This is a genomic window from Flavobacterium sp. CSZ, from assembly GCF_015350725.1.
Classification (GTDB): domain Bacteria; phylum Bacteroidota; class Bacteroidia; order Flavobacteriales; family Flavobacteriaceae; genus Flavobacterium.
In genome coordinates, this window is record NZ_JADKPQ010000034.1 from 1 (window position 1) to 22916 (window position 22916).

Annotated in this window: 16 protein-coding genes; 4 read left to right on the plus strand and 12 right to left on the minus strand. The window is 33.1% G+C overall.

Features of this window, described 5'->3' with window-relative positions:
- Positions 1 to 9: 9 nt before the first annotated feature.
- From IRZ78_RS25030 to corA, 11 genes are all read right to left on the minus strand, one after another.
- Positions 10 to 795, minus strand: a complete 786-nt coding sequence (locus IRZ78_RS25030; RefSeq protein ID WP_194620127.1) for a glycerophosphodiester phosphodiesterase family protein — start codon at positions 793 to 795, stop codon at positions 10 to 12.
- 129 nt (positions 796 to 924) lie between these two features.
- The gene (gene bglX / locus IRZ78_RS25035) at positions 925 to 3225 is read right to left on the minus strand and encodes a beta-glucosidase BglX (protein WP_194620129.1); all 2301 of its coding nucleotides are present in this window, start codon (positions 3223 to 3225) and stop codon (positions 925 to 927) included.
- Between the two features lie 10 nt (positions 3226 to 3235).
- Positions 3236 to 3949, minus strand: a complete 714-nt coding sequence (locus IRZ78_RS25040; protein WP_194620131.1) for a prolyl oligopeptidase family serine peptidase — start codon at positions 3947 to 3949, stop codon at positions 3236 to 3238.
- 8 nt (positions 3950 to 3957) lie between these two features.
- Positions 3958 to 5337, minus strand: coding sequence for a glucoamylase family protein (locus tag IRZ78_RS25045; RefSeq protein ID WP_194620133.1), 1380 nt, complete (start codon positions 5335 to 5337; stop codon positions 3958 to 3960).
- A 70-nt stretch (positions 5338 to 5407) separates the two neighbouring features.
- Positions 5408 to 6871 carry a RagB/SusD family nutrient uptake outer membrane protein gene (locus IRZ78_RS25050; RefSeq protein WP_194620135.1) on the minus strand — a complete coding sequence of 488 codons (1464 nt, stop codon included), beginning with the start codon at positions 6869 to 6871 and terminating at the stop codon, positions 5408 to 5410.
- A gap of 4 nt (positions 6872 to 6875) precedes the next feature.
- The gene (locus IRZ78_RS25055) at positions 6876 to 9878 is read right to left on the minus strand and encodes a SusC/RagA family TonB-linked outer membrane protein (protein WP_194620145.1); all 3003 of its coding nucleotides are present in this window, start codon (positions 9876 to 9878) and stop codon (positions 6876 to 6878) included.
- Between the two features lie 244 nt (positions 9879 to 10122).
- Complete coding sequence (locus IRZ78_RS25060; protein WP_194620147.1) at positions 10123 to 12867, minus strand: histidine kinase; 2745 nt, start codon at positions 12865 to 12867, stop codon at positions 10123 to 10125.
- A gap of 97 nt (positions 12868 to 12964) precedes the next feature.
- The gene (locus tag IRZ78_RS25065) at positions 12965 to 13387 is read right to left on the minus strand and encodes a DUF3995 domain-containing protein (protein WP_194620149.1); all 423 of its coding nucleotides are present in this window, start codon (positions 13385 to 13387) and stop codon (positions 12965 to 12967) included.
- Between the two features lie 26 nt (positions 13388 to 13413).
- Complete coding sequence (locus tag IRZ78_RS25070; RefSeq protein WP_194620151.1) at positions 13414 to 14598, minus strand: acetate kinase; 1185 nt, start codon at positions 14596 to 14598, stop codon at positions 13414 to 13416.
- An 87-nt stretch (positions 14599 to 14685) separates the two neighbouring features.
- Positions 14686 to 16779: a phosphate acetyltransferase gene (gene pta, locus IRZ78_RS25075; protein ID WP_194620153.1), complete on the minus strand. Its 2094-nt coding sequence runs from the start codon at positions 16777 to 16779 to the stop codon at positions 14686 to 14688.
- Between the two features lie 49 nt (positions 16780 to 16828).
- A complete protein-coding gene (gene corA / locus IRZ78_RS25080) occupies positions 16829 to 17899 on the minus strand; it encodes a magnesium/cobalt transporter CorA (protein ID WP_194620155.1) in 1071 nt (356 codons plus the stop codon).
- Between the two features lie 176 nt (positions 17900 to 18075).
- Here corA and IRZ78_RS25085 point away from each other — a divergent pair, with 176 nt between their 5' ends.
- Positions 18076 to 18507: a hypothetical protein gene (locus IRZ78_RS25085; protein WP_228520618.1), complete on the plus strand. Its 432-nt coding sequence runs from the start codon at positions 18076 to 18078 to the stop codon at positions 18505 to 18507.
- A 464-nt stretch (positions 18508 to 18971) separates the two neighbouring features.
- Here the strand turns inward: IRZ78_RS25085 and dnaK are convergent, their stop codons facing one another.
- Positions 18972 to 20855 carry a molecular chaperone DnaK gene (gene dnaK / locus IRZ78_RS25090; RefSeq protein WP_194620165.1) on the minus strand — a complete coding sequence of 628 codons (1884 nt, stop codon included), beginning with the start codon at positions 20853 to 20855 and terminating at the stop codon, positions 18972 to 18974.
- Between the two features lie 464 nt (positions 20856 to 21319).
- Here dnaK and IRZ78_RS25095 point away from each other — a divergent pair, with 464 nt between their 5' ends.
- The 3 genes from IRZ78_RS25095 to IRZ78_RS25105 all read left to right on the plus strand — a co-directional run bounded on the left by IRZ78_RS25095 (position 21320) and on the right by IRZ78_RS25105 (position 22911).
- Positions 21320 to 21487 carry a hypothetical protein gene (locus IRZ78_RS25095; RefSeq protein WP_194620167.1) on the plus strand — a complete coding sequence of 56 codons (168 nt, stop codon included), beginning with the start codon at positions 21320 to 21322 and terminating at the stop codon, positions 21485 to 21487.
- A gap of 156 nt (positions 21488 to 21643) precedes the next feature.
- Complete coding sequence (locus IRZ78_RS25100) at positions 21644 to 22156, plus strand: hypothetical protein (RefSeq protein ID WP_194620169.1); 513 nt, start codon at positions 21644 to 21646, stop codon at positions 22154 to 22156.
- A 386-nt stretch (positions 22157 to 22542) separates the two neighbouring features.
- Entirely contained in the window at positions 22543 to 22911 is a 369-nt protein-coding gene (locus IRZ78_RS25105; RefSeq protein WP_194620171.1) for a hypothetical protein, read from the plus strand.
- Positions 22912 to 22916: the final 5 nt, after the last annotated feature.

Genomic DNA, 22916 nt, shown 5'->3' on the forward strand with positions numbered 1-22916 from the left:
CTTTATTCTTTATTCTTTATTCTTTATTCTTTCTCTCAATAATTCAGGTTCATTAGTAGTGATGTAATCAAACTTGTTTTGAATGATCCAATCCATATCAGCGGCTTCATTAACTGTCCAGGCATTTAGAATAATATTATTCTCTTTTGCTTCTTTAATCCATTGAGGATGTTTTTTAAAGAATGAATAATGATAATCGACGCCATCAATATGGTCTGCTTTTACTTCTTTTGGAGATTTATTCCCTTCCAAATATTGCAAAACTGTTTTTTGATCCACCTTTCTAATTTGCTTTAGAATCTCGTAATCAAAACTAATGTAGCAGGTATTTTTATCTGCCTTTAGTTTTTTGACCGTTTCAACCGTCATTAACGCCGTCTTTTTTCCTCTCTCTTTGCTTATTTCCGAAGGTTTTATTTCACAAACTAAAAGTGTGTGTTTATTATTCTTTTTACCTTCAACGATATACTCGTGCAGAGTTGGAAGCTTTTCTCCGTTAGAAAGTTTAAACTTGATCAAGTCAGCATAATTTGTTTCTTCGATAAGTAATTTGTTATAATGCGCATCGTGATTGATTATAAGCGAATCATCTGCAGTTCTCCACACATCAAACTCTGAACCTGGAAGTTTTAAACCGATCGCATGTCGTAGGGATGCAATAGAATTTTCAGGTAAGTTATTTTTTTTCCATGCTCCGCGATGTGCTACTATTGCATTTTTTTTTGCACTACAAGAAGAGAAAACAACTATGATCAGCATGATAAGGAATGCATAAAATGTTTTAATTGTATTCATTGTATAGAAATTAAGATTTGTATTTTTTAATTAATCACCATTGAATTTACTTACAAAATAGTGACTAAAAAGTTAAAAAAAAGCCCTCCGAACTAACAACGAAGGGCCAATCAATAATAAATAAACCAACTATTTAGTTAACTCAAAACTAACTTTCTTATCGGCATTTGAATTTCCACCAACGAAAACATCAAACTGTCCAGGTTCTGCTACAAATTGTAAATCAGAATTATAAAATTTTAAATCTTCAACTGTGATATCAAAAGTCACGGTTTGTTTTTCACCTTTTTTAAGTGTTATTTTTTGGAAATTTTTCAGTTCTCTAACTGGTCTTGTTACTGAACCTACTAAATCTCTGATATACAATTGAACAGTTTCTTTTCCGTCATACTTTCCTGTATTAGCAACATCTACAGTTACTTTTAATTTACCAGAAGGATTCATTTTATCAGATGAAATTTTCAGGTTTGAATACTCAAAAGAAGTATAGCTTAAACCGAAACCAAATGGAAATAATGGTTCGTTTCTTTCGTCGATATAATTAGATCTGAATTTTTCGAATTTACCTTCTGTGTTAGAAAGTGGTCTTCCTGTATTTTTGTGTGCATAGTAAATTGGCAATTGACCAACGCTTCTAGGGAAAGTTGAAGTTAATTTTCCAGAAGGATTTACATCTCCAAATAAAACATCAGCAATAGCATAACCTGCTTCACTACCTGCAAACCAAACATTCAAAATTGCAGGAACAGTTTCGTTCTCTTCTTTAATCACTAATGGACGTCCGTCGAATAAAACTAAAACAACTGGTTTTCCTGTTTTTAACAATGCATTTAATAAATCTTTTTGAGCTTGTGGAATTTCTAAATTCGTACGGCTGCTGGATTCTCCGCTTAATTCTGCAGATTCTCCAAGAGCTGCAACAATCACATCAGATTGATTTGCTACTTTTAAAGCTTCTGCTAATAACTCTTCTTTTGAACGACCATCACGGTGTAATGTTTTACCAAACATTGTTGCGTTAGTTTCAAAAGTTTCATTGTAATCTAAGTTACTTCCTTTTGCATACAATACTTTTGCAGAAGGTCCAACTACTTGTTTGATTCCTGCTAAAAGTGAAATAGCATTTTCCATTTTAGTAGCAACACTCCAGGTTCCCGGCATGTTTTCTTTAGCATCTGCCAATGGTCCGATCAAAGCAATAGTTCCTGATTTTTTAAGTGGTAATACCTGCCCTTGATTTTTTAATAAAACCAATGATTGTGCAGAAATTGATCTTGCTTCTTTTCTGCTGCTTGAAGTAAAGATTTCAGTTTTAGCTCTTTTTTCATCACAATATTTATACGGATCCTGGAACAATCCTAAATCGTATTTAGCCTCTAAAATAAGTTTAACTGCATTATCGATTGTTTCCATCGTTACTTTTTTCTCGTCTAATGATTTTTTTAAAGTTCCTAAGAAACCTTCTCCAACCATATCCATCTCAACACCTGCATTTAAAGACTGGGCAGATACTGCTTGTAAATCTCCCATACCATGTTCGATCATTTCAGGAATTCCGGTAAAGTCAGTTACTACAAAACCTTTAAAGCCCCATTGTTTTCTTAAAACATCGGTCATTAACCATTTGTTTCCAGTTGCAGGAATTCCATCAACTTCGTTAAAAGAAGCCATAACAGAACCTACACCAGCATCAACAGCTGCTTTGTAAGGAGGAAAATAATCATTAAACATTCTGATATGACTCATATCCACTGTGTTATAATCACGACCACCTTCCGGAGCACCATACAAAGCGAAGTGTTTTACACACGCCATAATCGAATTGTTTTTCGAAAGATCATGTTGTTGGTATCCGTTTACCATTGCAGTTGCAATTCGGCTTCCTAAATACGGGTCTTCACCTGAACCTTCAGAAACTCTTCCCCAACGTGGATCACGAGAAACATCCACCATAGGAGAGAATGTCCAGTTGATACCGTCGGCACTTGCTTCCTGAGCTGCAATTTGCGCACTTCTTTCGATTAATCCCATATCCCAGGTACAAGATAATCCTAACGGAATTGGGAATGTTGTTTCGTAACCGTGAATAACATCCATACCAAAAATCAATGGAATTTTCAAACGGCTTTTTTCAACAGCAATTTTTTGTACTTCTCTAATTTTTTGAACAGATTTAATATTGAATAAACCTCCAACTTTACCTTCAGCAATTTTTGTCGCCACATCAGAACTGTTTGCTTGTCCTGTAGTAATATCTCCAGAAGTTGGTAAATTAAGCTGACCTAATTTTTCATCTACTGTCATTTTCGACATTAACTCAGCTACAAACTCTGACCTTGGTTTAATTTTTACTGTATTTTTAGTATTCTTTTTCTGGGCATAACCCAAAACAGCACATCCTAAAAATAGTAAGACTAATTTGTTTTTCATTCTATTATATTTATTTGTTCGTATTCGTTTTCATTTGTTTAAACATCCAGTCATAAATTTCCGGATTGTCGTAAACTCTCGACCAGCTATCGTGGCCAGCATCATCAAAAATGGTCAATTGTACATCTTTGCCATTGCACTTTTTTAATTCTTTGTAAATGGTAATCGCATAATCTACCTTTACTACATCATCTAATAATCCGTGAAAAATCCTGGTTGGGATATTCGCAATTTCACAAGCACTTTCTAATTCAATCAAGTCAACAAAACCTGAAATAGGTACAATTGCCGCAAACTTATCAGGATATGATAATGCTAAATTCCATGCTGCCCAACCTCCGGAACTTAAACCCGTAACGTATATTCTGTCAGGATCTATTTTGTTTTCCTTTTGAATTTTTAAAATCAATTCATTAATCGATTCAATATTCCAATTTTGATCTTCTTTGCATTGAGGAGCTAAAACATAAGCGTCTAATTGATGTGTTTTAAGATATTTTAAAGGTCCATTAATTTTTACTTTTTCAATGTCTGTTCCTTTTTCTCCATCACCTGAAATAAAAACGATTAATGGCTTTTTATCTTTCGTATTGTCCGGCTTGTGCAATGCATAACCTAGTTCATAGTTGGTTACTTGTACTGTTTTTATTTTTCCTGTTGTTTCGCTTTGCGCAAAACCCATTACAGAAAATAATATCGCTATTAATGCTATTTTAAATTTCATTCGAAATGCTATTGAATTCCATATTTGCCAGATTTAAAACCAAGTTTGACTAAACCTTGTTTTACTTCTGGAGCATTCATAAATAATTTCCATAATAAACCTGTGCGATAATTTTCGATCATCACCACTTCTGGTCCCTGATCAATTGCCAAATAACGTTTTGCTACCCAGTTATTATTTCCTAAACTCAATGCATCATAAAAACCTGCTTCTCCCCAAGTTTTCTCTCTATGGTTGTCATAAAGATTTCTTATAAGAGCCATAGATTCTTTTGGTGTATATACAATTGAGCTTATTGCCGCTGTTGGAGATATAACCCCAACATCATTTGTTGGAAAATGTGCATTATACCCGATTGATCCGTCAGGATTTCTCGAATAAGATGCTGTTAATCCCCAATAATCTGGTCCGTAACCTTTTACCTTTCCAGGATTTTCAACACAGTATTCGTAATTTATTTTTGTATGATTCACATTCAGATCCCAATAGTTCGCATATTTATCTGTTAATTGATTTGGATCTAAACCTACATAGGAATAATGTGCCCAGAATAATGGTCCGCCATATTCTTCTGCCCCATTATGTTTTAGGACTAATGGGATATTATATTTTGTCTTAGAAGAAACAATTCCGCCACTTCTCGCCCATCCTTCATGATACGCTTTTGCGTCAATTGAATGTGTTGGCGAAGATGCTGCCAAAACATAAGTAATCAAACATTCGTTATATCCTTCAAGTGGAAAATTCATTTGCCAGGCATAAGAAGGTGACCAGTGCCAATATAATACATTTTTATTATTGGTATACCATTGCCAGTCAACACCTTTCCAAAGTGCGTCATATTTTTGAGCAACAGCTTTTTCGTTCTCAGAACCATCTTTAAGATATTCACGAACTGTAATCATTCCCGCAACCAAAAATGAAGTTTCGACTAAATCTCCACCATTATCCTTGGTTCCAAAAGGCTTTACTTTTCCTGTATTTCCGTCAATCCAGTGTGACCATGCTCCGTGAAAACGATCTGCTTTGCCTAAAAAGTCTGCAATTTTGTTTAGTCGTTCAACTCCTTGCTCTTTGGTAATATAACCCTGAGACATCCCTGAAACTAAAGCCATTAATCCGAATCCTGAACCTCCTGTTGTTACGATGTTAGCATCATTTTCAGGATACACTCCATCAGGATGGTACCTTTCTCTTGCTAATCCGGAATTTGGCTCAGCATAATCCCAAAAATATTTAAATGTTTGTTTTTGAACTGTTGATAGAAGTTCTTCATCTGTTAATTTTACAGCAACTGCATTCTCTTTTTCATTTTCTTTTGATTTATCAGAATTGGATCCGCAACCAAAAAGACTAAAAACTAATAATAAAACTGAAATTCTAACCATTATAAAAAATTTAAAAACAATTAATAAAAATCACTCCCTTCCTCAGAAAGGAGTGATTTTAAAAATTTAACTAGTAACCACCTGGGTTTTGTTGAGAAAGCCCATTTGCTTCTCTTAAGAACGAAGTTGGTATAGGCCATAACTCATGTTTTCCAACAATAAAAGTTTTTCCATCTGCCGCCATAGCTGCCTGAGCTTGTCCTGTTCTCACAAGATCAAACCATCTGTCATGCTCAAAAGCAAATTCTAATCTTCTTTCCTTATAGATTGCCTTTCTAATATCGTCCTGAGAGGTAAAAGGAGTATTTCCTAATTTTGCTCTGTTACGAATTAAATTTACTAAAGGAATAGCTTCTGAAGTTTGTCCTAATTCATTCAAAGCTTCAGCCTTCATTAAGATTACTTCTGCATATCTTAAATATCTAAGATTTGTATCTGTAAATTCCTGATTGTAAAATTTTGATGAATACGCTTTGTAATTATACATTGCATTAGCTACAGTTGAAGGTACTGGTGTACCGTCATATAAAACTGAACCTCTGAAGATAATGGTTGCATCTCTTCTAACATCTCCCGCTTCATAAGCATCTGCTAAACCTTGAGTTGGCGTATTGAATCCCCAACCCCAACCTCCTGCACCACGTGGTGCCTGAGAAACAGTATAATTTCCAATTCCAAAACCTGGAGTAGAGGTTCCACCAATTCCATCAATCTCAAAAATAGACTCATCACCAAATTCGCCTTCTTTTTTATATTGATCAGCGTAGTCTGCTACTAAAGCATACCCTGTAACTTTATCACAATTGTCAATTACTTTTTGCCAATTTTTTTGATATAAATTTACTTTTGCTAACAAAGCATACGCTGAACCCTTAGATACTCGCTTTTTATCATTTCCTACATAAGCTGATTTTACTGGTAAATTTTCGATAGCATCTGTTAAATCTTTTTCTATAAAAGCATAAACTTCTGCTGCTGATTTACGAGTTAACTGCATTTGTTTATCAGCCTCTGAAATTGGCACTCCTGATAAGTGATCTACAATTGGAACCCCACCATATCCTTTTACTAAAGTAAAGTACATAAAAGCTCTCATAAATTTAGCTTCCCCTACTAATCTGGTTTTTAATGCAGGTGTAACTTTGTCCAATTTAGGAAACATTTCTAAAGCTTGATTACATCTGTTTATTCCTGCATAATTAGCATTCCATGTAGATTCAAATGAGGGTGTCGAAGCATTATAAGTCAAAGCATCAATAATATCTTTATCTCCACCTGCATCTCCTGGATCAGAACCTTTATCTGCATCATCTGTAATGATACTAGAAACTGCATTCCAACCAAAAGAAGACATTTCCCATCCTAAAAATTGGTTGTAGATTGCTGTTACAAAACCAGTAGCACCTTCATCACTATTTACCAACGCCGGATCTACCGGAATTGATTCTGTCGGATTTACATCTAAAAAGTCATCTGCGCATCCTGCAAAGAGCAATCCGGAAAGCACAAACATTGATATATATATTTTTTTCATGATATTAAAATTTTAAATTAGCACCTATAACAAATGATCTCAATGATGGGTAAGCATCTAACTCAACGCCCTGAGTACCTTCAACCAATTTTCCATCGCTTGTAACATCAGGTGAAAAACCTGAGAATTTTTGCGTGATAAACGGATTGATTGCGTTTACGTATAATCTGCAATAGCTAAAAAACTGATCATCTTTTAAAGGAAGCTTATATCCTACAGTAATATTATTGATTCTAAAGAAATCTGCTGATTCCAAATAATATGTTGAAGCAAATGGAGTCACGTTTGAAGGTGCAGGATTAGAAGATGTTGTGTTTGTTGGCGACCAAAAATCACGTGCTGTAGAAGCTTCGATATTCTCACCTCCAAAACGTTGTGCTTTTTTCCCATTGTACACTTTTGCTCCTCCTGTTCCGTAACCGTCAACAGAAAAATCAATATTTTTATATGTTAATCCCATTGTAACTCCATAAGTAGAAGTTGGTAAAAGTGATCCTACGTATTTTTTATCAGTTCTTTCGTTTAATGCTGTTTGAACAACTTTTTCTCCGTTTGCATTGTAGTATAACATATTCCCATTAGTTTGATCAATTCCCGCAAATTCATACATATAAAAACTACCTAAAGGCTGTCCTACAGAAGTGTTATCAAGAATTTTAGTATTTTGACCATTTCCTAAACTTCCTCCAATAATAGGAGCTAACTGAACATTTTTAAGACTTGTAAGTTCATTATTATTATGAGCAAAATTACCTCCAACCCAGTAACTTAAATTATCGTTTATTTTGTCATCCCAACGTAGTGCAATTTCATAACCTTTGTTCGATACTTCTCCAATGTGGGAAGGTGTAGCTAATGTAATTCCTGAAGTAGAATATGGCTTAACATTAAGAATTGTGTTTGTTGTATTTTTCTCATATACATCAAAAGATCCTTTCAACCTGCTTGTAAATAATTCAAAATCAAAACCTCCTGAAAGTTCTTCTACAATTTCCCAAGATAAATCAGGATTTATCTGAGAATTAATTGATGTACCTGATCCAAAACTAGGATAATCTAATCCAGAGGTAAAAGTTTGAGCATTCAATGGTACATTTTGATTTCCTAATTTACCCCAAGAACCTCTTACTTTTAGTAAATTGATTACTTCTACTTTACTTAAGAAATTTTCTTTAGACACAATCCATCCCAAACCAACTGATGGGAATGTTCCCCAACGTTTGTCATCAGCAAATTGTGAAGATCCGTCACGTCTTACAGTTCCTGTAAGTAAGTATCTGTCCATCAATTTGTATTGAAAACGTGCAAAATAAGATTGTAATCTTCTTTGGTTCAAAGCTTCATCTTTATAACCTGTTACTGAACTGGCAACATTCACATCTTTTAAAGACCAATAATCCTCATATGGGCTTACATTCTTTCTGTCAATCGTTAATTTTTCTCTTGTACCCTGAACATTCGCCTCGATACCTGCAGTAACTTCAACATCATGAATATTTGCAAAAACTTTATTATAGGTAAAGTAGTTAGACAAATTCCAGTTAAAATACTGGTCTCTGCTTCTTGTCAGAGTGTTTATGTTCAAATCACCAGGGTACTTTGATTGTACACGAGTAGGATCTGCCGATAACCAAAGTGCAACATTATCAACATAATTATACTGTTTGTAAGTATAAAACTCTCCGTTAAATTGTGAAGTGAATTTTAATGATTTGATAATATCATAATCTAATTTCAAACCTCCCTGCAAAGTAACACTCTGTTGTTTCTCATTTGTGTAATCTAATTGAGCTACTGGATTTCCAACATTGTTAAATGACGCACCAGTTTCAGCCACAACCCCATTTGAAACAAATGGCACACCATATTTTCCGTCAGCATAACGTACAGGAACAAGTGGAGATTGTCTGTAAGCATTTGTAAATGCGCTCAAGGGCATTGGTGTATTCTTTACAGTACTTACACTTAAATTTTGAGTTATTTTAACTTTTTCTGAAAGTTTAAACTCATTATTATTTCTAATAGTAGTACGTCCGTAATCAGATCCATTCAAGATTCCTTTTTCTTCGTAATTTCCAACACTAAAAAAGTATTTTACGTTTTCAGAAGATCCAGAAATAGCAATATTATTTTGACTGTAAGTTCCTGTTCTTGTAATCGCATCAAACCAATTTGTATTATACGGTTGGTTTGTCGAAAATCTGCCTGCAGGGAAATCTCCGCTAAAAGCAGCATTGCTATAACGAACATATTCGTCAGCGTTTGCCATTTTTACATTTTTTAGAGGAGTTCTAAAACCTGTAAAACTTTCAACTTCAACATTCATTTTTCCTTTTCCTGCTTTAGTTGTAATCATAATTACACCATTCGCACCTCTTGTTCCATAAATAGCTAATGATGAAGCATCTTTCAAGATTTCATAAGATGTGATGTCATTAGTATTAATGTTGTTGATATTCTCAGTAGGCATACCATCTACAACATACAGAGGATTTCTCCCTCCTAATGCCGTTCCTGCTCCCCTGATAACAACTGATGGTGTACTCCCCGGAGCATCAGAACTAGATACTTGAACCCCAGCGGCTTTACCTTGTATAGCTTGCGAGGCATTCATTACTTTCATTTTGGTAATTTCTTCAGATTTAATTGAGCTTACAGAAGATGTATTATCAATTTTTTTTCTGGTTCCATAACCAATAACGACAACTTCTTTCAAGGCTGTATCTTCAGCTTCTTTTAATGTAATTGTCATTGGCGTGGCGGTTGCCGGTACAGAAACTGCATCAAAACCCAACATTGAGACTTTTAATATATCTCCTGGTTTTGCATTGATTGTAAAGTTTCCGTCAAAATCTGCGTCAGTAGTTGCTTTAGCATCAGAGGAAGCAATAACTGCTCCTGGAACTCCCATTCCGCTACTATCTACTACTTTTCCTTTAATTGCCTGACCGGACATATATGCCGGAAGTAGCAAGAGTGCTAAAAAGCTAAAAATAAAATTTTTCATACAGTTCGTAATCGTTTAAGTTAGTAGAGCCAAATTAAACAATTACAACGTTGTAGTACATCAAATACCACTACTACATAGCTACATCATTATGTTAAATTATTATTATATACTAATGACTTACAACACTTTAAATATTAAATTAATTTCCTTAACATAACCTTATGATGTAGTAATGATGTATTAGAATTATATAAAAAATGATGTGCAAAAATATAAGATCCTTAAATTTTAAATGCAAATCTTACAGACTTAATAAAAATTTTGACAGGTTTTCTTCCTGAGAGAGATTTAATTTCTTTCTTAAGCGGTATCGGTGTAGTTCTACGCCTCTAAAAGAGATATTCATCATAGGCGCAATCTCTTTAGAAGAGAGATTCATTTTAAGGTAAACACACAATTTTATATCTTTTGGAGTAAGATTTGGAAACTTTTTAGAAAGATTTATAATAAACTCATTATGGATTTGATTCAGATTTGTCTCAAAAATTTCCCATTCGTGTTTATTGACTTCGTTTATTTTAATTGCCTTCCTGATTTCACTCTTAAGTTTATTGAAATCTTTTTCTGAATCCAGAATGCTTTGGATATTTTCAATCATCTCGCTTTGCTTTGCAATCGACAAAGATTTACCGGCAACTTCTGATGATTTTGTTTGCAATTCGAGTTCTAAAATATGTTTTTCGTATTCCTGAATATTTATTTCATTCTCTGCTTTCAATTCCATTTCAAGAATTTCTCTTTGATGTTTTAATTCTTCTGCCTGCAATCTTAATTTTTGCATATAACGAAGTTTATTCCATTTATAATAGAAAAACAGTACTGCTCCTATTATGAGTATATATAACATCACCATCCATATCGAAAAATACCATGGTTTTGCTACGTTAAATTCAAAATCTGAAACTTTTTCATAACTGGCACCATTATGCTTGTAAACTATGATAGAATGATTACCACTACTTAAATTATTCAATACAATTAATCCATCAGAAATTTGGACAAAATCTTTATTGTCATTGAGCTTGTAAAACAAATTAGGTTTACTGGCACCATAAATACCTGATATTACGTTTATCTTCAGTTCTGTATTGTATTTAATGGTGGAATCATCAGAAACCAGGTTATCATCATTGAATGCTTCAATTTTAACATCTGAATTTTGTCTGTTTTCATATTTGAGCTGAAGGGAAATAAATCCGTCATCCAGATTTAACAGATAATGATTATTTGTTTTAAAAATTCTCAGATTATCATTTATCAACTTCCCTTTATAATATTTCTCCTGGATAATATTCCAGACAAATTTATTTCCTGTGGCCTGGATATGATATAAGATTCCATTTTGAAGTACCATGAAATGATCTTCATCAATACCAACAACGTCAGTTATATCTTTGAAGTTAACATTAAACAAGTCATTTTCCTCCAGTTTATTGGTTATAGAATTGTAAGTATACCATGAATTATTAATTAGAAAAAGAATTTCGTTTCTGAACTCAAAAATCTTGACCCCAAAATCATTATTTATTTTACTTTGCTGGGTAATATTTTCAACTTTTTTGGTCTTATAATTATCATCGTATAAAACGCGATATAATCCTCTATAATTATCTGCAGCCCAGATTTCATTCTTTTTATTTTGGGCTACGTATTTTATAGGTTTCGAAAGGTCTTCAATCTTTTTCGTCTCAGTTAATTTTGAAATATCATCATAAACTAAAACTCCGCTGTAAGTTGACTGAAAATAGGTGTTGCTGATAATGCTCTTTGATAAATTCCACCCACCGCTAACATTATTTGTTTTTACTAATGCTCCACTATTATAACAAAATGTACCATCATTATGTCCAATAACGTACTTATTATCAATTTTAGTAATATTCCAGGCCTGCCCTTGTGTGTTAGGCATCATATGAAATTTACCTGAATCAAATTCAAAAACTCCGTGATTAGACGCGATTAAATATCCTTTATTAGTTGTCGCTACAGAATAAACAGACCCTAAAAGACCTGAATTATCATAAAAAAAGGAGATTGGAGAATTTACCTCTACATGTGCAATTCCGTTATCTAAGCCCAGCCATAAATCATTTTCTTTATCAAAACCAATGCTTAAAATAGAGTTATTCATTAAGACATTATTTCGATCGATATTTTTATAAGTATTTGTTGGGAAGTCATAAATAAAAAGGCCTCTGTTTCCTGTTCCTATAACCAATTTATTGCCTTTAATAAATTTAGCAACATTAATCGTAGCTGCTTTTAAAGTTTCATTTAAAGGATTATTCCAGGGTCTTAAACCGTCTTTTTCTACTATAAATATTCCTTTTTTCTGGGTAAAAATATAGGTCTTGTTTTGGTATTTTTCGATGGCATGCACTACTGTCTTCTTTAAGACATTCCATCCTTTAGGATTGGTAATTTCTGCACCATTCATTTTAAAAAGCCCTTTTTCTACTGAGGCCACATAAACATCATTATCAACTACGAAACAATAGGATATTAAAAAAGGAAACTTAATTTTCTCAATGTGTTTACCATCATAAATAAAAACATCATTAAAGGATTGAAAATAAATTGATCCGTTAAATCTAAAAATTTTCCAGATTTCCTCATTGTCTTTTTCATCAAACAAACGAAGATTTTTGGTAATCGAAACGTAATGCATTTTGCCCTCTTTTCTATACCAATACCCAAATTCTTTATAAGAACCCGAATATATTTTATCTCCTTCGATCATAATTGAACGGATGATGGTTTTATTTGGCAAAGTATATTTTTCCCACATCACGCCATCGTATCGCAATAAATAATGATTATTAGCAAAATACATGGCATTATCTTTTCCCTGAGCGACATTCCAAATTTGATTGTCTCCCTGGTAATTTGATTTATTATAATTTTCTACAAAAGGAAGTAATTCTTGTGCTTGTATTTGTGAAGCAATGAAAAAGAAGAAAAGAAGTTTTAAAAGTATCGATTTCAAAATATTCGGTTTTATCTTCAAAGATACTGACAAATATTGAAAAACATAAAAAAGCTCCTCGATTGAGGAGCTTTTTTATAGATATGAATAAACCCGTTTAATTATAAAATTTTAATACTAATGTTAAAATCCCTATCAGCGAACATAAAGGAGAAAAATACTTTGTATCATTAATGGCAAATTTAGAGCTTTTGTGTTTTTTAAAGAAACCAACATAGTTGAAGTCGCCAATAGCTCTTAAAATAAATATAGAGGCTATGATCCAAAATCCCGTTTTATCTAACCATATTGGAAAACTCATTTCTATAAAGCCATAATTTATCAAATAAAATAAGCCAAAACACAGTAAACCAACAGCAACAACAAAAGTTAAAATTGTTCTGGGTACAAAAACCGGTATTCCATTCTCTTTCGTTGGCACAACTGCACGACTTCCCCATTTGCCACCAAAACCCCAATAAAAATGAAGGGATGAAAGGGTCATAAAAATTAAAAACAGTATGAATGTAATAATAATCATTTCAGGTAATTTAGATTCCTAAACAATTAGTTCTTTAACAATTGGTATACCTGATTTGCAATTTCATATTCCTCATCTGTTGGTATAACCAAAACTTTGGTTTTTGAATCTGCTGTATTAATTTCTCTAATTTCCTTAGAACGGATTTGATTTTTATCCTCATCTAATTCAATTCCAAAATAATCCATATCCGTACAAACCAATTGACGCATGTAAGACGAATTTTCACCAATTCCGGCGGTAAAAATAATTGCGTCTAAACCATTTAAAGCCGCCGCATAAGAACCAATATATTTTCTGATGCGATACGCATTCATAAATAAAGCAAGCTTACAATCTTTATTTCCTTTCGCTGCTTCTGACTCAATATCACGTAAATCGCTATACCCTGTAAGTCCAAGCATTCCGCTTTGTTTTAACAAAATCGCATTAACTTCATCTGGTGTATAACTTAAATTTTTAATCATATAAAAAACTATCGACTGGTCTATATCACCGCTTCTTGTACCCATTATTAAACCATTAGAAGGCGAAAATCCCATTGTCGTATCAATACACTTTCCGTCTTTAATTGCTGCCATACTACAGCCATTACCAATATGAATTGTGATAATTTTAGAGTTCTCTTTTAAAAAGTCAATTGCTTTTTCAGACACATATTTATGACTTGTTCCATGAAAACCATAAACCCTAACTTTATTCTCTGTCAAAAGATAATTTGGAATAGCGTACTTGTATGCTACTTCAGGCATTGTTTGATGGAAAGCGGTATCAAAAACAGCAATTTGCTCTGCTGAACTAAATATTTCTTCGGCAACGTTAATTCCTTCTAAATTGGCAGGATTATGCAATGGTGCCAGTTCAAAAAGCTGTTTGATTTTAGCTTTTACATTCTCATCAATTTTAACAGTATCACTAAAATCACTTCCTCCGTGCACTACTCGATGCCCCACTGCACTAATTTCTGAAGTGGATTTTATAACTCCTTTTTCAGAATCTAAAAGCATATTAGCCACTTTTTGCAATCCCACTTTATGATTAGGGATTGGAAGCAATTCTTCTAAGGAATGTAAAGAAGTTTTAAACGTTATATTGGAAGTTTCCAGTCCAATTCTATCAATCATACCCGAACAAATTACTTCGTTTGTTGGCATAACCATTAATTGATATTTGATAGATGAACTTCCTGAATTGATAATTAATATTTTCATTTTTTTTATAAAGTTTCTAAGATCCTAAGTCACTAAGCGGCTAAGTCTTTTGCTCAGGATTTTTAATTTTTAATTTCAGATTTTTAGTTATAGCCCTTGCGCCTGAATCGCTGTAATAACTACTGTATTTATAATATCATCAACAGTGCAACCACGGCTTAAATCGTTTACGGGCTTGTTTAAACCTTGCAACATTGGACCAATAGCCAATGCTCCGGTTTCTCTTTGTACTGCTTTATAGGTATTGTTTCCGGTATTTAAATCCGGAAAAATAAGTACACTCGCCTGCCCCGCTACTTCAGAATCTGGCATTTTACTTTTTCCTACTGCGCGATCTACCGCGGCATCGTATTGAATCGGCCCTTCAATTTTTAGATCTGGTCGCTTTTGTTTTACAATTTCAGTCGCAGTTCTCACTTTATCTACCTCATCACCTTTTCCTGATGAACCAGATGAATAAGAAAGCATGGCAATTTTAGGCTCTATTCCAAAAGCGGAGCTTGATTCTGCAGATGAAATAGCAATTTCTGCCAATTGTTCTGCTGTTGGGTTTGGGTTAATAGCACAATCCCCAAAAACAGAAACCCTGTCTTCTAAACACATAAAAAATACAGATGAAACTACAGATGAATTTGGTTTTGTTTTAATGAACTGTAAGGCTGGTAAAATGGTGTGTTGTGTTGTATGTGCAGCTCCCGAAACCATTCCGTCAGCATGACCTTTATATACCATCATGGTGCCAAAATAAGATACATCTTCCATTAAATCTCTTGCCATAGTAATACTTACATTCTTCGCTTTTCTAAGCTCATAATAAGTATTAGCATAATCTTCATAAAGTTCAGATTCTTTTGGGTTGATGATATTTACTTTCGAAAAATCAAATGGAATTCCTAACTCGGCAACCCTATTTTCAATATGTTTTTTATCTCCAATAATCGAAATATCCACTACATCCATATCTAGTAATCTTGAAGCTGCAATGATAATTCGGTCATCATATCCTTCAGGTAAAACAATATGTTTACGATGCTGTTTGGCCCTTTTTACCATATTATACTGGAACATTTTTGGCGTCATTCCTTCCGGTATAAAAGTGATTAACCTTTCAGACAAAGTTTCAACTTCAACATACTTTTCAAAAGTAGTTATCGAGGTCTCGATTTTATGTGTATTATTGGCGTAAATCTCTGATCTAATTGCCCCGATTTTATTTGTAATATGATAAGTACCGCCATCAACAGCAATAATAGGAACGATGGCAGAAAGTCCTTCGATTAGTTTTAAAATGCTTTCTTCCGGAACAATATTTCCTGTTAGGATAATTCCTGAAATTGTTGGATAGTTAGCCGATTCATTGGCCTGTAAAGCCCCCAGAATAATATCTGAACGGTCTCCCGGCGTAATTACAAGGGCATTATCATGCAAGTGAACCAAGTAATTATGCAATTGCATCGCACCAACGCTAAAGTGCCCGATCTCGTTGTTTAAATAAGCACTTCCAAACAATACTTTGGCATCAAGCTGATTGACAATTTCCTGCATTGTTGGATTATTCAAACTTGAAATCAACGGAATTGTATTGATTAAAACATTCTCTGGTAAGCTTTTCTTTAATCCCTGCGTAACTAGTTCTATATTTTCAAGTTGTACTTTATTTGCAATTACAGATAAAACTTCAACCTCTTTTACTTTAAAAGAATCATAAACCAAATAAAGACTGTCGACTAATTCTTCTAAAGTCTTTCCAACTCCGGATCCCATGATAATAGTTGGTATTCCAAGGTTTTTTGCAATTAAAACATTCAAGTCTAATTCTATCGAAGTTCCTTCACCCGTAAAGCTTGTTCCTTCTACCAAAACAAAATCAAAACGCTCTTCGAGTTTTTTATACTTTTCGATAATTAAGTCGAGAACTTCTCCAATTTTGCCTTTATTTTTCTTCTTGATCAGTTTGCTTTTGGTTATGGCATAAGCATCTTCAAACTTAATATCCAGATTAAAATATGACAAAACTGTTTCGATATGATTGTCTAATTCTCCATCAATAAAATCCTCTACAATGGGTCTAAAATAACCTACTTTGGCCGTTTTACCAATTAAGATACTCATCAAACCGAGTGTAATAATTGACTTCCCACTATTGTGGTCGCTTGTGGCTATATATACTGCTTTACTCATAATTTTATATTTTGAAACTTATCAAATGTTTTAATTTATTATATAAACGCTAAAACCAGCGTCTTTTTTTAAAATAGATAATCAAGGCAACAACCAATAAAAACATTGCTCCCATGACTATAAAATATCCGTTTTTAGCTTTTAATTCCGGCATGTATTCGAAGTTCATTCCATATACCCCAACTATAAAAGTTAGCGGAATAAATATGGCCGAAATAATGGTAAGTGTTTTCATGATTTCATTCATTTTTCGGCTTTGCTCTGAAAAATAAAAATTAGAAGCACTTTCTAATGAACTCATATCCGAGTCAATTTGCTCTAAAAGTTCTAAGCTTTTTTGATGCAAACGGATGAAAAAACTAAACGTTTCTTTTTCAATTCCATTATAGGTATCATCGTCTTTAATCGTTTTCAAATAATACAAAGAATCCCTTAACGGAATAATAGAACGTTTTAAAAAATTAAAATTATCACGATGGTTTTCAATCTTTTCCAGAATAATAGGATCAGCGCCTTTTTTTGTCAGATTGATTAATTCTTCGATCTTATCCTCTTCGTCTTCAATCGTAATGTAAAAATTCTCCATTACGGCATCTAATAACAAATAGAGTAAATAATCGACTTTTTTAGTTCTTACAATGCCTGCATGAGTACGAAGACGTTCCCGAATATGGGTAAAAAAATCACTTCTTTTTTCCTGAAACGAAATCAAAATTCCATCTTTTAGAATAAAGCTAATTTGCTCAACGCTAATATTATCTGAATATTCAGATGGTAAAAGTGATTTTATATTAAAAAACAAAACATCTTTTTGTTCCTCGAGCTTGGTTCTTTTGGTAGTATTTAAAATATCGGCTAATAAAAAATCATCCAGCTTAAAATGAGCTCCAATCGTTTTAATTAAATTAATATCATTTAAGCCGTGAATGTTCAGCCAGTTATTTTTGGTATAATCAATACAAGTATTTAATGCTAAGACGCTGAGTTTTTCATATTCGATAACATCTGCATCATCATATACAAAAAGTTGCATCTCGGTTTTATGCTCTTTTTGTGTGCCAGTATACTCTAAAGTAATGTGTTGCAGCTTACGTCCTTTCTTGTATTTGATCTTTCTCATGCAAAAATATTTACATAGTAATATTACGAAAAAGAATTCGAACCGTAAATGACATTTATCATTTAGGTGTAAAAAATACATAACCAAATTATTTATTTTGTAATATTTATATTACTTAAAATTAAACCCAACATGTTTTAAAAAACTGTCGGGTTGGTCAACGAATAAATTAGTTTATGCAAACAATTGAATCTCTAGAATTTGGAAACTATTATCACATCTCCAATAGAGGAATTAATAGCGAAAACATTTTTAAGGAAAATCGAAATCATGAATATTTCCTGAACTTATATAACAAACATATTAATCCGATTGCTGAAACATTGGCCTGGTGTTTACTAAAAAATCATTTTCATTTATTAGTACTAATTAAAACTTTAGAAGAAATTCACGAAAACAACAATCAAAATGAGTTCAAAAAAATTATTCCTCACCAATCATTTGGCAACTTATTTAATGCTTATACAAAAGCAATTAATAAAGGTTACAATCGCCATGGAGCATTATTTGAAAGGCCTTTTAAAAGAAAGCGAATACATAACGACGCCTACTTACAATCGGTTATAAAGTATATTCATTACAACCCCGTAAATCATGGCTTTTTGTGAACACCCAATAGAATACCCCTGGAGTTCTTACTTAACTTGTGTTTCAGAAAAACCAACAAAATTAAAACGCAAAAAAGTCATTTCATTATTTAATAACATTGAAGATCTAAAGACTTTTCATAATAAAAAAGAAATCTTTGACTCTTTAGAAAATTTTCTGAATTTATAACGAATAGAAAACCCAACAGGTTTTAAACAGCTTTAGAATTTAATATGCCTCAAAAACACGATTTACATCTGTTAAGCAAACCCGACAGGTTTTAAGACGTAAACGTAAAACAATGAAATCCAATGATAAAACAACACCATTCAAACCGTATAAGTTAACACATTCTAAAATAAGTCAGCATTTTATTTCCGCAATACATAAGCAAAGCAAACCGGACAGGTTTAATACGCAACAACAAGACATAAAAAAAGCCGAATCATTTCTGATTCGGCTTTTCATTATCATAAAAGAAGAATTATTTTACTTCTTCGAATTCAACGTCTTCAACATTGTCACCTTGCGATTGCTCTTGTTGTGGAGCTGCTTGTTGACCTTGTTCACCTTGAGCATACATAGCTTCTGTAGCTGTTTTCCAAGCTGCATTGATGTTGTCAAGAGCCGTTTGAATAGCTGGAATATCTTGAGATTGGTGAGCCATTCTCAATTCAGTTAAAGCGTACTCTACAGCAACTTTGTGGTCGTCAGCTAATTTGCTTCCTAACTCTTTCAATTGACTTTCTGTTTGGAAAATCATGCTGTCAGCTTCGTTTAATTTCTCAGCTCTTTCTTTCGCTATTTTGTCAGCATCAGCGTTAGCTTCAGCATCTTTTTTCATTTTTTCGATTTCTTCAGCTGTTAATCCAGAAGAAGCTTCGATACGGATATCGTGAGATTTTCCAGTTCCTTTATCAGTCGCAGAAACTTTGATAATACCATTTGCATCAATATCAAAAGTAACCTCGATTTGAGGAACTCCTCTTGGTGCTGGTGGAATACCATCTAAGTGGAAACGACCGATAGTTTTGTTATCAGCAGCCATCGCTCTTTCTCCTTGCAATACGTGAATTTCAACAGATGGCTGAGAATCAGCAGCAGTAGAGAATACTTGAGATTTTTTAGTTGGAATAGTTGTGTTAGACTCAATTAATTTAGTCAATACACCACCCATAGTTTCGATACCTAAAGAAAGAGGCGTTACGTCAAGTAACAATACATCTTTTACATCTCCAGATAAAACTCCACCTTGAATAGCTGCTCCAATAGCAACAACCTCATCAGGGTTAACACCTTTAGACGCTTTTTTACCAAAGAATTTCTCTACTTCGTCAGCAATTCTTGGCATACGAGTAGAACCTCCAACAAGGATTACTTCGTCGATATCAGATGTAGATAAACCTGCATCTTTTAATGCTTTAGCAACTGGCTCCATAGAACGTTTTACCAAAGTATCAGATAATTTTTCGAACTGTGCTCTAGATAATTTTTTCACTAAGTGTTTTGGTCCAGAAGCAGTAGCCGTTACGTAAGGTAAGTTGATTTCAGTTTCAGCAGAAGATGATAATTCAATCTTAGCTTTCTCTGCAGCCTCTTTCAAACGTTGTAATGACATTGGATCTAAACGTAAATCAATACCTTCTTCAGATTTGAAATCGTCAGCTAACCAGTCAATAATAACCTGGTCAAAATCATCACCACCTAAGTGAGTATCACCATTTGTAGATAATACTTCAAATACACCGTCTCCTAATTCAAGAACAGAGATATCAAAAGTACCACCACCTAAATCGTAAACAGCAATTTTTTGATCAGTTCCTTTTTTATCTAATCCGTAAGCAAGTGCAGCTGCAGTTGGCTCATTGATGATACGCATAACTTTAAGACCAGCAATTTCACCAGCTTCTTTAGTAGCCTGACGTTGTGCATCGTTAAAGTAAGCAGGAACAGTAATAACCGCTTCAGTTACAGTTTGACCTAAATAGTCTTCAGCAGTTTTTTTCATTTTTTGAAGTGTCATTGCAGACAATTCTTGAGCAGTGTATAAACGACCGTCAATATCCACACGTGGAGTATTGTTGTCACCTTTTACAACACTGTAAGGAACTCTTTTTGCCTCTTCCTGAGTTTCAGCAAAAGTGTGTCCCATAAAACGTTTAATAGAAGCAATCGTTTTTGTAGGATTCGTTACCGCTTGTCTTTTTGCAGGATCACCCACTTTAATTTCTCCACCTTCAACAAAAGCGATGATAGATGGCGTTGTTCTTTTTCCTTCTGCGTTAGGAATAACAACTGCTTCGTTACCTTCCATTACAGAAACACAAGAGTTCGTCGTACCTAAGTCAATTCCGATTATTTTACCCATTTTTTATATATTTAATTTTGATATACTAATTTATAACTCAGGTGGCATAAGTCAATCTTTGTGCCAATATAAAAAACCAAAGTAAATTGTCAGTTTTCCTGTCGGCACATGAAAAACAATCTGACAACATGACATTTTTAAAACCTGACATTCGTGGCATATCAGCACTTTACGTGTCATTATCAGGAGCTATTCCCGCTATCCGCTATATCTTTTATGTCCGCCGCGGCGGACACAAAAAGATGCCGCTTCTTCGGGGCTAGGGCAATTGTTTTAAAAATTATATTTAATGTCACATCAATAACTAAAAATATTGTTTAAACTTCCCTTCTACCCTAACTACATTAAGATTCTGAAATTCGTAATTTTAAACCCATCAAAATATTTATAAGAAAAAGTTTATATTTGAAAAAATATTAAAATAATAACCCACTCCATCTTAACTTTTAACCATAAAACATTCAATGAAAGCATATATTCAAACAGACAAATCCGGAAACTACTACAATGTAAACGCTTATGTTGCCAACGAAGGTTTTCAAACTTTAGGCTGGGAAACTGAAAAATATTTTTCAGTAGATGAAATCACAGACAACGATCCGGAAAGTTTAATTGTTGGTGGTCAGAACTAACAAAAACAAAGGATTATGCTCACTTTTAAAATTACTATTTTAACTAGAGATTCTGATAGCTAATTTGTTTTTCTATTAAGTTAAAATTTCAGCAATTGATTTGGAAATTGCAACGAAAATCATAAAGCATCAAATAATAACAAGAACGAGAAAGATATGAATTTAGGTAACCTTTATATTTTAGTAGTAATACTGTTTGTAAACCAATCTTGTGCACAGACTTTAAAAATAGCTGATTTTAGAAAAATAGTTAATTATTCTAACCCTGTTGAGCACAAACAATTATCATCAAAAGGTTTTAAATTACTAAATGATTCGATATCGACCCATCACAAGAAATTTACATTCAATAATCCAGAAACAAAAGAAATAGTGGAATTAACATTGATGACAGATAAAGAAGGTGGGGAATTCTCAACTATAATCTATTTTTTGCCAACTGAATTTACTTATAAAAATTTTATCTCAACATTGCCAATTTATAAATTCAAGCATAGTAAACGAAACACACGTTATCAACTGCCAACAAGTTCATATTCTGGTGAGAATATTTATCTTAACGGCTTAATACAATTTGACGGAAAGAAATACTACGCTTTAAAATACGATCATTACATAGACAAAGCATTATCTGTACCAACAATTGAAAGCATAACGAAACCAAATTAAATTCCCAGCGTTTCTATTTAAACAAGAACAAAAACCATTCAATTTCAATAAAACCTACATCTTTCGATATTTTTGAGTTGGTTGATAATTTTACAAAATCACCCAACATCAATATAAAAATACAAACACAAATTATGATAATTATTCTTTTACTATTCTTTGCTCTCTTCTTTTATCTTTTATATGTACTAATCAAATGGATAAGTAAAAAGAAGAAAAGAATTCAATGGGCTTTTGGAATTATAGGAATATTAATCTCAATAAATATTATTGATTCAATTTTTTTTACAAAAATGGAATTCATTCAATCAAAGGTTTATCCACACTTATATATTGTCAAAAACCAAATTAATAACCAAGACTCATTAAATGCAGTAATAAAAAACATGGTTGTTCAAAAAATGAATGCTGAATTTATTGGTAAAGAAAATAAGTACAAGCATAAGTATCAATACAATTCTGAATCAGCTTCAAGAACTGATCTGTATTATTCCTTAAGTTTTTATAGATATTATAAAGGTTGGGGAACAAATCCTTTTGGAGAGGCCGGAACTGAACATTTTATAAACAATGAAGAAGATCCCGGAGGATTTAGTAGTGAGCTTCTTGAGCATTATTATGAATATAGAATTGCGAGATTTTATATTGAATTTTGCAAGAATGACACCATCAAATATTTTGGCGTTTTAAAATATTTTCAAAACGGACAGGAAATGAAAACAGATACAATTATCAATCAATGTAAAACAGAATAAAATAA